General features: G+C 68.8%; 11 protein-coding genes. 9 read left to right on the forward strand and 2 right to left on the reverse strand.

The genetic code is table 11. The features are described 5' to 3' along the window. Positions 1-124 precede the first annotated feature (124 nt). A complete protein-coding gene (locus ABZ004_RS25650; RefSeq protein ID WP_355683491.1) occupies positions 125-1,534 on the reverse strand; it encodes a metallopeptidase TldD-related protein in 1,410 nt (469 codons plus the stop codon). Beyond that, positions 1,531-3,048 (reverse strand): TldD/PmbA family protein, encoded by a 1,518-nt coding sequence (locus ABZ004_RS25655; RefSeq protein ID WP_355683492.1) that lies wholly within the window; start codon positions 3,046-3,048, stop codon positions 1,531-1,533. Before ABZ004_RS25655 ends, ABZ004_RS25650 begins: the two co-directional genes overlap by 4 nt. A gap of 172 nt (positions 3,049-3,220) precedes the next feature. Here ABZ004_RS25655 and hrpB point away from each other — a divergent pair, with 172 nt between their 5' ends. The 9 genes from hrpB to ABZ004_RS25700 all read left to right on the forward strand — a co-directional run bounded on the left by hrpB (position 3,221) and on the right by ABZ004_RS25700 (position 13,737). Then, positions 3,221-5,746: an ATP-dependent helicase HrpB gene (gene hrpB, locus ABZ004_RS25660; protein WP_355683493.1), complete on the forward strand. Its 2,526-nt coding sequence runs from the start codon at positions 3,221-3,223 to the stop codon at positions 5,744-5,746. 93 nt (positions 5,747-5,839) lie between these two features. Further along, the gene (locus ABZ004_RS25665; RefSeq protein WP_355683495.1) at positions 5,840-6,349 is read left to right on the forward strand and encodes a sigma-70 family RNA polymerase sigma factor; all 510 of its coding nucleotides are present in this window, start codon (positions 5,840-5,842) and stop codon (positions 6,347-6,349) included. Beyond that, positions 6,346-7,038 (forward strand): hypothetical protein, encoded by a 693-nt coding sequence (locus tag ABZ004_RS25670; protein ID WP_355683497.1) that lies wholly within the window; start codon positions 6,346-6,348, stop codon positions 7,036-7,038. Before ABZ004_RS25665 ends, ABZ004_RS25670 begins: the two co-directional genes overlap by 4 nt. A gap of 66 nt (positions 7,039-7,104) precedes the next feature. After that, positions 7,105-7,803, forward strand: a complete 699-nt coding sequence (locus ABZ004_RS25675) for a hypothetical protein (RefSeq protein ID WP_355683498.1) — start codon at positions 7,105-7,107, stop codon at positions 7,801-7,803. A 178-nt stretch (positions 7,804-7,981) separates the two neighbouring features. Then, complete coding sequence (locus ABZ004_RS25680) at positions 7,982-8,911, forward strand: ABC transporter permease (protein WP_355683500.1); 930 nt, start codon at positions 7,982-7,984, stop codon at positions 8,909-8,911. Beyond that, entirely contained in the window at positions 8,911-9,909 is a 999-nt protein-coding gene (locus ABZ004_RS25685; protein WP_355683502.1) for an ABC transporter permease, read from the forward strand. Before ABZ004_RS25680 ends, ABZ004_RS25685 begins: the two co-directional genes overlap by 1 nt. Further along, on the forward strand, positions 9,902-11,038 hold the full coding sequence (locus ABZ004_RS25690; protein WP_355683504.1) for an ABC transporter ATP-binding protein: 1,137 nt from the start codon (positions 9,902-9,904) through the stop codon (positions 11,036-11,038). Before ABZ004_RS25685 ends, ABZ004_RS25690 begins: the two co-directional genes overlap by 8 nt. Further along, positions 11,035-12,054, forward strand: coding sequence for an ABC transporter ATP-binding protein (locus tag ABZ004_RS25695; RefSeq protein ID WP_355683506.1), 1,020 nt, complete (start codon positions 11,035-11,037; stop codon positions 12,052-12,054). Before ABZ004_RS25690 ends, ABZ004_RS25695 begins: the two co-directional genes overlap by 4 nt. A gap of 9 nt (positions 12,055-12,063) precedes the next feature. Beyond that, positions 12,064-13,737 carry an ABC transporter substrate-binding protein gene (locus ABZ004_RS25700; protein WP_355683508.1) on the forward strand — a complete coding sequence of 558 codons (1,674 nt, stop codon included), beginning with the start codon at positions 12,064-12,066 and terminating at the stop codon, positions 13,735-13,737. Position 13,738: the final 1 nt, after the last annotated feature.

The raw sequence follows: 13,738 nt of genomic DNA on the forward strand, positions 1-13,738 counted from the left end.
CCACCGGGGAGGCGGGGGGGGCGCCCGGGGGCGGGCGCGGTTTACCGACCAGTTATTACAGAACACTCAGCTCCTCCGGCCCGCCACCCCCTTGTTCTGCAGGGGATCGCGGGACCGCGTCGTTTCAGTTCGCCTGGCTGACGCTCGACATGTTGAAGTCGGGGACGAGCAGTGGCGGCGTCGCCGTACGGGAGAAGTCGTCGCCCCATTCGCGGGACAGTGCCGGGACGGTCGCGCCGGCCGCGGTGAAGCGGGCCAGGATGTCGACCGGGCTCTCGTTGAAGCGGAAGTTGTTGACGGCACCGGTCACCTCGCCGTTCTCGACCAGGTAGACGCCGTCGCGGGTCAGGCCGGTGAGCAGCAGGGTCTGCGGGTCGACGATCCGGATGTACCACAGACAGGTCAGCAGCAGCCCGCGATCGAGACCTGCGACCATGTCGTCGACGGAACCCGTTGCCCCCTCCACCGAAAGCGCGTAGTTGGCGATCGGCGGGGTGACCGCGGGAGCGCCGGTCAGGTCGGCCGTGAAGCGGCTCTGCATCAGGTTCTCCAGCTTGCCGCCGCGGATCCAGTCCGTCGCGGACAGCGCGAGGCCGTTGTCGAACACGCTTTCGCAACCAGCCGAATCCCTGGCCATCGCGAACGGCAATGTCTCCAGACCGGACAGCTGCGGGTCGGACCAGAAGCGGACCGGATGCGGTGACAGCGTCTCGCCGATCCGCGTGCCACCGGAGGGCTTGGAGAAGACGCTGCGGCCTTCGTGCGCGTCCCGGCCGTCGAGCTTGTTGTACATATGGGTCATCAAGTCGGCGACCGCGGCGGGTGGCATGACGGTCGGGTGCCGGCCGGCTTCGACCGACACGGTCCGGGTCGCCCAGCTGAGCCGACGGGCGAGTTCGGTGTCGATCGCGAGCGGGTCGATATCGCTGAAGTCGTGCGTCGCGGCACCGACCCAGGCCGACTGGGTCCAGTCGTGCGACTTGCCGTTCGCGGTGACGTAGCCGCGGGGCAGGGCTTGGCGCAGCCGGAGGCCGGTCGACGACCCGACGTACAGGGTGACCACCTCGTGGTCGGCGAAGCCGTAGAGCCAGCGGCTCTCCTTGCCGGCCCGGGCCATCGCCTCGCCGAGCGCGGGCGCGAAGTGCGCGTAGACGCTGACGTCGGTCTCGTCCGGCTCCTCGTCCCAGCCCGGCGCGACCGGTCCGTCGATGAGGTGACGTGCATCCTCGGCGGGGCTGGACTCGCGGGCGGTGGCTACCGCGGCCGCGACGATCTCTCGCAGCGAGACGTCGGTGGCCGAGGAGCGGCCGACGATGCCGACCGCGGTTCCTTCACCGGCGCCGACGGTGGCGATCACGGTCACGCTGGAGCCGCGCATCGCGCCGTTGGTGGTCAAGGTGTTGTTGGCCCAGCGCAGGTTCGCGCTGGACGTCTCGGCGACCAGGACGACACAGCCCTGGGCGCCTTCGGCCGCGGCGAGGTCGAGCGCGCGCTCGATGGTGTCCTGCGGGGTCAGCTGAATGGCGGTCGTCACCGGCCGGCCTCCTGCGTGGTGTTGAGGATGCGGACATCGCGGAACAGGGCGGACGGACAACCGTGGCTGACCGCGCCACTCTGCGGAGGCTGGGCCTTGCCGCAGTTGAGGGCGCCACCCAGGACGTAGGTCTGTGGGCCGCCGACGGCTTCCATCGAGCCCCAGAACTCGGTCGTGGTGGCCTGGTAGGCAACGTCGCGCAACTGGCCGTCGAGCTTGCCGTCGGTGATCTTGTAGAACCGCTGCCCGGTGAACTGGAAGTTGTAGCGCTGCATGTCGATCGACCAGGACTTGTCGCCGACGATGTAGATCCCGTTCTGCACCCGGCTGATCAGCTCCTCGGTCGAGGGGCCGTCCGGCGCGGGTTGCAGGGAGACGTTGGCCATCCGCTGGATCGGCACGTGGCCGGCCGAATCGGCGTACGCGCAGCCGTTCGAGCGGTTGGTGCCGAGGACCTCCTTGTTGACCTCGGCCATCCGGCGGTCCAGCTGATAGCCGACCAGGGTGCCGTCCTTGACCAGGTCCCACTGCTGGCCGGCGACACCCTCGTCGTCGTAGCCGACCGTCGACAGGCCGTTCTCCGCGGTCCGGTCGCCGGTGACCTGCATGACCGGCGATCCGTACTTCAGGTTGCCCAGCTTGTCGATCGTGGCGAAGCTGGTGCCGGCGTAGTTCGCCTCGTACCCGAGGGCTCGGTCGAGCTCGGTCGCGTGGCCGATCGACTCGTGGATGGTGAGCCAGAGGTTCGACGGATCCACCACCACGTCGTACCGGCCTGCCTCGACGCTCGGCGCGGCCATCTTCTCCGCGAGCCAGCCGGGGAGCTGCGCGAGCTCCTCGTCCCAGTTCCAGCCGGTGCCGGTCAGGTACTCCCAACCACGTCCGGCGGGTGGTGCGAGGGTGCGCATCGAGTCGAAGCGGCCGGTCTCGGGATCGACCGAGGTCGCCTGCAACTGCGGGCCGATCCGGACCCGTTGCTGGGTGGTCGAGGTGCCCTCGGAGTTCGCGTAGAACTTGCACTCGTTGACCGATGCAACGAAGACCGAGACGTGCGTGACGCCGTCGGCCTGCAGCAGCCGGTTGCTGTAGTCGGTGAGCAGGGCAACCTTCTCCGCCCGCGGCACCGTGAACGGGTCGATCTGGTAGCTCGACACCCAGTGGACGTCGTCGTAGATCGGCTCGTCGGCCAGCTCGATCGGCTCGGTGTTGATCGGCCGGGAGACCTGCGCCAGGTTGACCGCCTGCTCGGCGACCCGGACCGCCTCGTCGGTGGTCAGCGCGACCCCGGCCGCGAAGCCCCAGGTCCCGTCGTGGATCACCCGGACCGCGAGACCGAGGTCCTCGTCGTCGGACGCGCTCTCGAGCACGCTGTCGCGCAACGAGATCGACTCGGACCGGATCCGCTCCAGCCGGAACTCGGCGTACGTCGCGCCGAGGTCCTTGGCGCGTTGCAAGGCCGCGTCGGCGAGCTCGTGTCGGGGAAGGGCAAGGAAGGACGCATCGACATCAGGCACGGATCCGACCCTAGGCCATGGCCGGTACTACGGCGCGCGGGGTGGCGGGCCGTCCCGATCGACAGGAAATAGTCGGTGGGCCGGCTGCGCCGCAGGCTCAGCTGGATGGTGGGCCGGGCCGATTCAGGCGGTATGTCCTGTCGGTCGGGACATTGCGGGTTAGCGTCGGGGTGTGTTGCTGCCTGAGTTGTCCGTGCCGGGGGCAGACCTGCCTGTCCGCGCCGTCCTGCCCGCGACGGTCGACGCGGTGCGTTCCGCGGGTACGGCGGTGCTGGTCGCGCCGCCCGGATCGGGCAAGACCTCGTTGCTTCCGCTGGCGCTCGCCGACGCGTTCGACGGCACGATCCTGGTTGCCGAGCCGCGGCGGATGGCGACCCGGGCCGCCGCGTCCCGGTTGGCGATGCTGGCCGGTGAGCCGCTCGGGCAGCGGATCGGTTACGCGATGCGTGGCGAACGCAGCGGCGGCCGCGGGCTGCGGGTCGAGGTGGTGACGACGGGCCTGCTCGTACGCCGGTTGCAGCAGAACCCTGAATTGCCAGGCGTCGCGGCCGTGGTGATCGACGAGTGCCATGAGCGGCATCTCGACGCGGATCTGCTGTTGGCGTTCTGCGTGGATGTGCGGGCGAATCTCCGGGAGGACCTGGCGCTCGTCGCGACGTCGGCGACTCCGGACACGGTGCCCTTGACCAGGGCACTGGCCGGAGCCACCGCGCCGGGTGACCGTCCGGGGCCGGCCGATGATCCGGTTCCCGTGATCACTGCGTCGGCGGCGTTGTTCGACGTGGCGGTCGAGTGGGCGCCGCCGCCGGTGCCGGTGCCGTTGTTGCCTGGTGGGCGGGTAGATCCGCGGTTGCTTGATCACGTGGCGGCGGTGGTGCGGCGGGCGGTCGAGGAAAACGAGGGCGACGTTCTGGTGTTCGTGCCGGGCGAGGCGGAGATCAACGGGGTGGCTCGGCGGTTGGCGGGGCTGAACGTGCTGGCGTTGTTCGGGCGGCAGTCGCGGGCCGAGCAGGATCGTGCGCTGGCGCCGGGCGCTTCGCGGCGGATCGTGGTGACGACGTCGGTCGCCGAGAGTTCGCTGACTGTTCCTGGGGTGCGCGTGGTGGTGGATTCGGGGCTTGCTCGTGAGCCGCGGACCGATCAGTCGCGGGGGCTTGGTGCGTTGGTGACTTGCCGGGTCTCGAAGTCGTCTGCTGATCAGCGGGCTGGTCGTGCTGGGCGCGAGGCGCCGGGGCGGGTGTATCGGTGCTGGTCGGCGACCGAGCATGCGCATCTTGACGATCATCCGGCGCCGGAGATCGCTACGGCGGATCTGGCCGGGTTCGCGCTGGATCTGGCGGCGTGGGGTGCGCCTGGTGGGTCGGGGTTGGCGTTGCTGTCGGAGCCGCCTGGTGTGGCGATGGAGGCGGCGGTGGAGTTGCTGGAGCGGCTCGAGGCGGTCGATCGCGACGGGCGGATCACCTCGCGGGGGCGGCGGATGGCGGCCGTTGGGGCGCACCCACGATTGGCGCGCGCCCTGCTGGACGGTACGCCGTGGGTAGGCGCCGACCGCGCCCGAGAAATCGTCGCGATGCTGTCCGACGACGCCGGCCGCGCTTTCGGCGACGACCTCCCCGCCCGCTGGAGAGCCCTGCGACGCGGTCAAGATCGCACGGCGACCGCTGGATGGAGGGACGAAGTCAAACGGCTCGGTCGAGATTCAGCGGTTGCGAGAAGCGGCGTAACGGATGACATCGCGGTGGGGGTTGTGGTGGGGCTGGCTTATCCGGATCGGATTGCGCGGGCTCGGGGGGTGGATTCGGCGACCTATCAGATGGCTGGTGGGACTGGGGCGGTGCTTGATGCGGCGTCGCCGTTGCGGACGACTCCGTGGCTGGCGGTTGCAGTGGCGGATCGGGCCCCTGGGCGGGCTGATGCGCGGATCCGGGCGGCGGCACCGATCGATGAGGCGACTGCTCGGGAGGTCGCCGGTGAGCTGGTCTCGACGGCTGAGCTGATTCGGTGGGAGGACGGGCGGGTGGTGACCCGGCGGGTGGAGTCGTTGGGGGCGATCGTGCTGAGCGATGTGCCGCTGGCGAAGCCCGATCCGGTTCGCGTGCAGGCCGCAGTACGGGATGGGTTGCGGCGGAGTGGGCTTTCGGTGTTGCGGTGGTCGGAGGCTGCTGAGTCGTTGCGGGAGCGGTTGGCGTTCTGTCATGCGCATCTGGGGGAGCCGTGGCCGGCGGTAGATGATGCGGCGTTGCTGGCTGGGCTGGATGAGTGGCTCGGGCCGGAACTGGCTTCGGTGCGTAAGGCGGGGGACCTGGGCAGGATCGACGTGGTGTCGGCGTTGCGGCGGCTGTTGCCGTGGCCGGCTGCGACGCGGTTCGGGGAACTGGCGCCCGAGCGGTTGGCGGTGCCGTCGGGGTCGCAGGTGCGGCTTGTGTACGACGGTGCTGAGCCTCCGGTGCTCGCGGTGAAGCTGCAGGAGGTGTTCGGGTGGACTGCGACGCCGGTGGTCGCCGATGGGCGGGTGCCGGTCGTGCTGCATCTGCTGTCGCCTGCACAACGTCCGGTGGCGATCACTAGCGATCTGGCTTCGTTCTGGGTGCAGGGTTATCCGCAGGTGCGGGCTGATCTACGCGCTAGGTACCCACGCCATCCCTGGCCGGAAGACCCGCTGACCACCGTACCGACGAAGCGAGTGAAACCCCGGTAGTGAAGTGGAACCTAGGGGTTGTTGGCGGTGTAGTGAGGGGGAGAGACAGGAGGCGGGATCAGCGAGGCGGATGAGGTAGCGATTCTGGCTCGGGTGCGTAGTGGAGACACTGCTGCGTACGCGGAGCTAGTGATGCTGCATGCGTCCGTGGCCAAGAGAACTGCTGTGTTCCTGGGCGCAGGGTCCGAGGCGGACGACGTGGTGCAGGAGTCGTTCGTCAAGGCGTACCGGGGGCTTGGTGGGTTCCGGGAGGACGCCGCGTTCAGACCGTGGCTGCTCCGGATCGTGGCGAACGAGACCCGCAACATGCAGCGCTCTCGGAGTCGCCGGACGCGTCGGGAAGAGCTGGCCGCTCTACCGGAGAGCGTGCTTGACCCGGCTGATGAGGCGGCGATTGGTGAGCGACGCCGTGAACTGCTGGCCGCCGTACGGGAGCTGCCGGAGAACTATCGGCTAGTCGTGACGTGTCGGTACCTGCTGGAGCTGGACGAGCAGGAGACGGCGACAGTGCTCGGCTGGGCGCGGGGCACGGTCAAGTCGCGACTGCACCGAGCACTGGGACGACTGCGGACCCAACTACCCGACAAGGAGGTGCAGCGATGAGTTCCTTGGAAGACGAACTCCGCGCGCTCGGGCGTTCCGCAGTGACACCTCCCGTCGACGCGGGGCTTGCCGCTGCAGTGCTTGAAGCAGTTGAAGGACAGCCTGTACGCCGTTCGCCAGTGACCCTGCTGCTGCGCCGCTGGCGGGCGTTCCTGGCGCTCCTCGCGGTCCTGGTGGGTGGGGCCGTCGTCGTGTCACCAGTGCGCGCCACGGTGGCCGAGTGGCTCAACATCGGTGGCGTCAAGGCGCAGCCCGTCGGGCAGGCGCCTAGTGCGGAACCGACCGTGCCTCCTGTGCAAGGTCACCTGAGTCTGGAGGAAGCTGGGCGGATTGCTGGGTTCACGCCGACCCTTCCGAAGCTGCTGGGGCCGCCGGACAGAGTAGAGGCATCGCAGGGGTTCGTGGCGATGAGTTGGGCTGCAGGGGAGCGGTTGGAGCAGTTCCAGTCCGAGCCCGACTGGGGATATCTCAAGCAGTACTACGGGCAGCTGGACACCGTGAGCTCGGTCAACGGGTTCTGGTTCAGCACGCCGTACGAGTTGAAGATGGTGGACCGGGCCGGCCGGCAGACGACGCTTCGGGTTGCGGGCCCGACACTCGTCTGGGTGCCGGACGACAGGACGTTCCGGCTCGAAGGCGTCAAAGAGAGAGAAAGAGCAGTAGAGATCGCTCTCTCGGTGAGACGGTAGCCGGAACCCTTGGCCGGGCGGCGGTGTATCAGGGGTGCACCGTTCGCTCGGCCCGAGGAGACTGCCATGCCGCGCTGGATCCGCCGTACCTTCGCCCTGCTCTTCGCCGTCCTGATCACCGTCGCGGGAGCGGCACTGCCGGCCTCGGCCGGTGGTCCGACCAGCGTGCTGCTCAGCGCTCCACCCAAAGTCGTTGCCTTCGGCTACGAAGATGCCCGCTACATACGCCTCCAGGAGCTGACCGGCATCGATGTGAACTCACACCCGGCCGGAGAGCGTGACGCGCACACCGAGGGACCGTTCGTCCGGGCGCTCTGGCTGATCCATGACATGGCGATCTGGCGGTTCGACCTGATCTATCCCAACGCGCCCGGCGGGCCATGGATCGCGACGTACGAGAGCGTCGACGGCCTCGCTTCGCTGCCGGCGAAACCGATCTGGCATCGCAGCAAAGATCCGGCCGCGCTGACCAGGCTGCTCAGTTCGCTCAAGTTGGTCGGCGGGGAGTTCACCGGTGGCCCGGTCGGCCCACCAGACCTGGCGCAGCCGAGTGCGGTCCCGGAGCCCGCACCGGCGACCGAGACCTCGGCAGCGCAGGACCCGGCCACCCAGGCGCCCGCGGGGCAGACCATCGAGACGCGCCCGGCCGCGCTCTCCGGGTGGCGGTGGATCATCCCGGGGGTCGTGCTCGGTGCGGTGGCCAGCTACCTTGCGCTGCGTTACGTTCCGAGGCGGCGGCCGTGGGAGCTGACCGACGTCGAGTGACCTGAATCTCCTTGTTTCACGGTATTTCCGTAGCAGCGCGCGACTCGTCACTCACTGTGCGCAAGAATCTCCAGTACATGGATGGACTTTCTCACGATTCAAGATCTGACCTGGATGGTGGGAGACTCTGGCCTACCGTTTCTCGGCTGGGTTCAGTCCATCGTTGTCAGGAGTGCGTGTGGGTTCCGAGGTCGTTTCGGCCGTCTCACCGACCCGGCAGGCTTTTCGCCGGGTCCGCCGGGATCGCAGTGCGCGGCTGGGTGCCGTGCTGGTGGTCGTGCTGGTCCTGATCGCGATCGTGGCGCCGTTGCTGGCGAAGCTGGAAGGGCAGGACGCGTACACGTACCACATCAACCTGCTCGATCCGCTCCGCGGCAACGCCCCGCGCGGTGCCGTCGGCGGGCTGAGCGGTGAGCACTGGTTCGGGATCGAGCCGCTGACCGGGCGGGACCTGTTCTCGATGGTGGTGCTCGGCCTGCGGACCTCGCTGTTCATCGCCGTCGTGGTCACCGTCGTCACGACGGTGGTCGGCACCCTGGTCGGCATCAGCGCGGCGTACTTCGGCGGCTGGTACGACGCGGTCGTGTCCCGGCTGCTCGACTTCCTCTTCGGGTTCCCGTCGCTGCTGTTCATGATTGCCCTCGGCATCATCGTGCCGGCCAGGTTCCCGCGCTGGCTGCTGCTGATCATCGTGCTCAGCGTCTTCGGCTGGGCCGGGCTGGCGCGGCTGATCCGTAACCAGGCCAGGTCGCTGGTCCAGCGCGAGTTCGTCGAGGCCGCCAGGTCGTCGGGGTCGACCGGCTGGGCGATCGTCACCCGGGAGCTGCTGCCGAACCTGCTCGGTCCGGTGCTGGTGATCGCGACGATGGCGGTGCCGGGAATCATCGGTACCGAGGCCGGGTTGTCGTTCCTCGGCGTCGGAGTACCACCGCCGACACCGAGTCTGGGCCGGTCGATCTCGGACTCGATCGTCTGGGTCTACACCGGCGCGGATCCGTGGTTCCTGGCGTTCCCGGGCGCGATGCTGTTCCTCGCCGTGCTCGGGTTCACCTTGCTCGGCGACGGTGTTCGGGACGCGTTCGACGTACGGCTGCGGAGGGTCAAGTAATGCCGGACATGGTGTGGTTCGTGATCCGGCGGTTGCTCGCGACCGTGCTGGTGATGCTGGCGTTGAGCCTGGCCGTCTATCTGATCTTCTACGCGCTGCCGGCCGATCCGGCTCGGCTCGGCTGCGGCAAGCCCTGTACGCCGGACCGGCTCCAGCAGGCCCGGCATTTCATGCAGCTGGACCAGAGCACGATGCAGCAGTACCTGCAGTTCCTCAAGGGGATCGTGGCCGGCCGGACCTTCGGGGAAGGGTCCGCCGCGGTGCAGTGCAACGCGCCGTGCTTCGGGTACTCGTTCCCGCTCGCCCGTCCGGTGACCACGCTGATCCTGAGCCGGCTGCCGATCACCGCGTCGATCGCGATCGGCGCCGCGATCCTGTGGCTGGTGGCCGGCGTGACGCTCGGCGTCGGGGCCGCGTTGCGCCGCGGGCGGCTCTTCGACCGGGCCGCGGTCGGCTTCGCGCTGGTCGGTGTTGCGTCGCCGTCGTTCCTGGTCGGGCTGCTGGCGATCCTGGTCTTCGGGTTCTGGCTGAACATGGTGCCGGTGAACGGGTACGTCCCGTTCACCGAGAGTCCGGTGGACTGGGCCTGGCACCTGGCGCTGCCGTGGATCGTGCTGGCCGCGCTGAACGCCGCGGCGTACATCCGGCTGACCCGGGCGCAGATGCTGGAGGAGATGAATCTCGACCACATCACCACCGCCCGCGCGAAGGGCGCGGGCGAGGGCCGGGTGGTCTTCCTGCACGGGCTGCGCGGCGTCCTGGTGCCGATCGTGACGATCTTCGGTCTCGACCTCGGCGGCCTGCTCGGCGGGGCGATCCTGACCGAGAAGGTGTTCAGCATGCAGGGTCTCGGCGAGCTGCTGATCAGTGCGGTCGGGCAGCTGGACGTGGCGGTGGTGGTCGGCGTGACGCTGTTCTCGGCGTTCCTGGTGATTCTGGCGAATCTGGTGGTGGATGTGCTGCACGGAGTACTGGACCCGAGGGTTGGCCATGCCTGAGAAGCCATCAGAGGAGACGCCTGTTCTCGAGGTGCACGACCTGCACGTCACCTTCCGGACCGAAGGTGGTCTGGTGCCGGCGGTGGACGGCATCGACTTCGCTGTCGCGCCGGGCAAGACACTGGCGATCGTCGGCGAGTCCGGCTCGGGCAAGAGCGTCAGCTCGGCGGCGGTGATGGGTCTGCTGCCGTCCAATGCCGACGTCAAGGGCGAGGTGTTGCTGAGCGGCCGCGAGCTGACCAAACTGACGCCCGACGAGCTGCGGAAGGTTCGCGGCAACGAGGTCGCGATGGTCTTCCAGGACGCGCTCTCCGCGCTCAATCCGTACTACAGCGTGGGCTGGCAGGTCGCCGAGGCGTACCGGCTGCATCACGAGGTCTCCAAGAAGGAGGCGAACGCACGCGCGATCCGGATGCTCGACCTGGTCGGCATTCCTTCCGCCTCTCAACGAGCCCGCGCCTTCCCGCACGAGTTCTCCGGCGGGATGCGGCAGCGGGTGGTGATCGCGATGGCGCTGGTGAACGACCCGAAGGTGCTGATCGCCGACGAGCCGACGACGGCCCTGGACGTGACCGTGCAAGCCCAGATCCTGCGGTTGCTGGAGGACGTCCAGACCGAGTTCGGGACGGCGCTCGTGCTGATCTCGCACGACCTCGGGGTGGTCGCGGAGGTGGCGGACGACGTACTGGTCATGTACGCCGGGCGCGCGGCCGAACAGGGCACGGTCCGCGATATTTTCTATCGTGCCGCGCATCCCTACAGCCTCGGCCTGCTCGGTGCGATGCCGCGCATCGACATCGCACCCAAGCACCGGCTGACCACGATCCCGGGCAGTCCGCCGTCGCCCGGTTCGATCGAGACCGGCTGCCCGTTCCAGCCGCGCTGCGCTTACACCGAACGCGTCGGCGAGCGCTGCATCGCCGAGCGGCCGGTGCTGACCCCACGCCCCGGCGAGGGCGACCACGAAGCCGCCTGCCACCTGGGCCGCCGTCCGGAGATCGCGCAGGAGGTCGCCCGGACGGGCGTCCAGGAGAACGCCGCCACGGAAGGCGCACCGATCGAGCGGAGCGCGAACGCTGCCACGGAAGGCGCACCGATCGAGCGGAGCGCCGAGGAGGGTGCACTGTGAGCACTGTCGAGCAGGGCACCGAAGAGTTGCTTCGGCTGGATGGGGTGAAGAAGTACTTCGGGCTGCGGGGAGTGCCGTTCCGGCAGGCCGGGGCGGTGAAGGCTGTCGACGGGATCGATCTCGTCGTACGCCGGGGCGAAACCGTCGGCCTGGTCGGTGAATCGGGCTCGGGCAAATCCACCCTCGCCCGGCTGGCGACCCGGCTGCTCGATCCCACCGAGGGCAAGGTCAGCATCTCAGGCCAGGACGTCACCAGGCTCCGCGGCCGCCGGCTCCGCCCGGTCCGCCGGAAGATCCAGATGGTGTTCCAGGATCCGCAGGCCTCGCTGAATCCGCGGCAGTCGGTCGGCACGATCCTGTCTACTCCGTTCCGCGCCCAGGGGATCAAACCGAGCCGGGCCCAGCTGATCGAGCTGCTGCATCAGGTCGGCCTGTCCGAGGAGCACCTGGAGCGCTATCCGCACGAGTTCTCCGGCGGGCAGCGGCAGCGGATCGGGATCGCTCGCGCGTTGGCAGTCAAGCCCGGCTTGCTGATCTGCGACGAGCCGGTCTCCGCGCTCGATGCCTCGGTCCAGGCGCAGGTGCTGAACCTGCTGGCCGACCTGCGCGACGAGCTCGGCCTGTCGTACGTGCTGGTCGCGCACGACCTCGCGGTGGTTCGCCAGGTCGCGGACCGGCTCGCGGTGATGTACCTGGGCACGATCGTGGAGGAGGGCCCGGCGGAAGAGGTGTACGCCTCGCCGGCCCATCCGTACACGCGCGCGCTGCTGTCCGCAGTACCGGTTCCTGAACCAGGTGCGGAACGGGATCGGATCGTGCTGACCGGTGACGTGCCCACTCCCATCGACCCGCCCTCCGGGTGCCCCTTCCGCACCCGTTGCTACAAGGTCCAGGACGTCTGCGCGACCGTCCGGCCAACGCTCGAACCGGTGGCAGGTGGTGCTCACCGGGTCGCGTGTTACTTCCCTGAAAACCAGCGCAGCCCTGAATCTCTCTCGAGCCCCCCCCACGTCTGAGAGGACACCATGAGACGCACTACCCGCGCGTTCGCAGTCGCGGCCGCACTGGCGTTGGCGGTCACCGCCTGCAACGCCAACGACAAGACGGCCGGAGGCGGCAGCACAGCCGCCGCCGAGCCGGGCGGCACGTTCCACATCCTCACCACCAGCAAGGAGCTGAGCCTCGACCCGGCCAAGAGCCAGAGCCTGGGGATCAGTGCGATCCACTTGGTGCTGCGCGGCCTGACGTCGTGGAAGACCAGTCCGGACAAGACCCCCGAGATCGTCCCCGACCTGGCCACCGACACCGGTCAGACCAGCGACGGCGGCAAGACCTGGACGTTTAAGCTGAAGCCGGGCCTCAAGTACGCCGACGGCTCGCCGATCGTTGCCGCTGACATCAAGTACGGCGTGGAGCGCTCCTTCGCGCCCGAGCTGTCCGGTGGTCTCAACTACCACAAGTCGCTGCTCGCCGGCGCCGAGAAGTACACCGGCCCGTACAAGGGCGGCGAGCTCGCCTCGATCGAGACCCCCGACGACACCACCGTTGTCTTCAAGCTGAACAAGGCGTTCGGCGACTGGCCGTGGATCGTCAGCATGCCGGCCTTCGCGCCGGTGCCGAAGAAGGCCGACACGGATCCGGCCCACTACGGCGAGAAGCCGGCCGCCAGCGGTCCCTACCAGGTCAAGTCGTACTCGCCGGGCTCGAAGCTCGAGCTGGAGCGCAACCCGTCCTGGGACAAGGCGAGCGACCCGGCCCGGACCGGTCTGCCCGACGCGGTCGTCTACGACATGGGCCTGCAGGCCGATGTGATCAACCAGCGGCTGATCGCGGACTCCGGTGACGACAAGTTCGCGGCAACCACCGGTACGTCGGTGCCGGCCGCGCTGATCCCGACGGTGACCGGCAACCCGGCCGTGAAGGCGCGCGTCGCCACCTCGCCGTCCGGCGCGCTGGAGTACCTGGCGATCAACAACAGGCGCCCGGGACTGAACAACCCGGCCGTCCGCAAGGCGATCGAGTACGCCGTCGACAAGCAGGCCGTCCAGGTCGCCGAGGGTGGTCCGGAGTTCGGCGGCGAGATCGCCACCACGCTGATCACGCCCGGGATCGACGGCTACCAGAAGTACGACCTGTACCAGGCTCCGCCGAACGGTGACCCCGAGAAGGCGAAGCAGATGCTGGCAGCGGCCGGTGTGAGCAACCTCAACCTGGTCCTCGCCGCCGACGACTCGGGGACCGGCGTGAGCGTCGCGCAGGCGATCCAGCAGGGCCTGAAGAAGGCCGGGATCACGGTCACCATCAGGCCGCTCGGCTCGGACGAGCTGACCGAGGTACAGACCGGCGCCAAGGGTGACTACGACCTGACGGTGTCGAGCTGGCTGCCGGACTACCCGAGCGCGCTCGGCAACATCCAGCCGTTGTTCGCGTCGTCGGAGATCGGCAACGGTGGGTACAACATGTCCCGCTACTCCAACCCGGCAGTGGACGCCGCGATCAACGCCGCGACCGCGGAACCCGACCGGACCAAGGCCGCCGCGGCTTGGGGCGCGATCGACCAGCAGATCATGCAGGACGCTCCGTTGGTGCCGCTGCTCTACGCGCGCAACGCGTTCCTGCACGGGTCGAAGGTGCAGAACTTCTACCTGCCGCCGTACCCGCCGTACCCGAACACGCTGATCGTCGGCCTGAGCAAGTAGC

Source organism: Kribbella sp. NPDC006257, from assembly GCF_040613535.1.
Lineage (GTDB): Bacteria > Actinomycetota > Actinomycetes > Propionibacteriales > Kribbellaceae > Kribbella.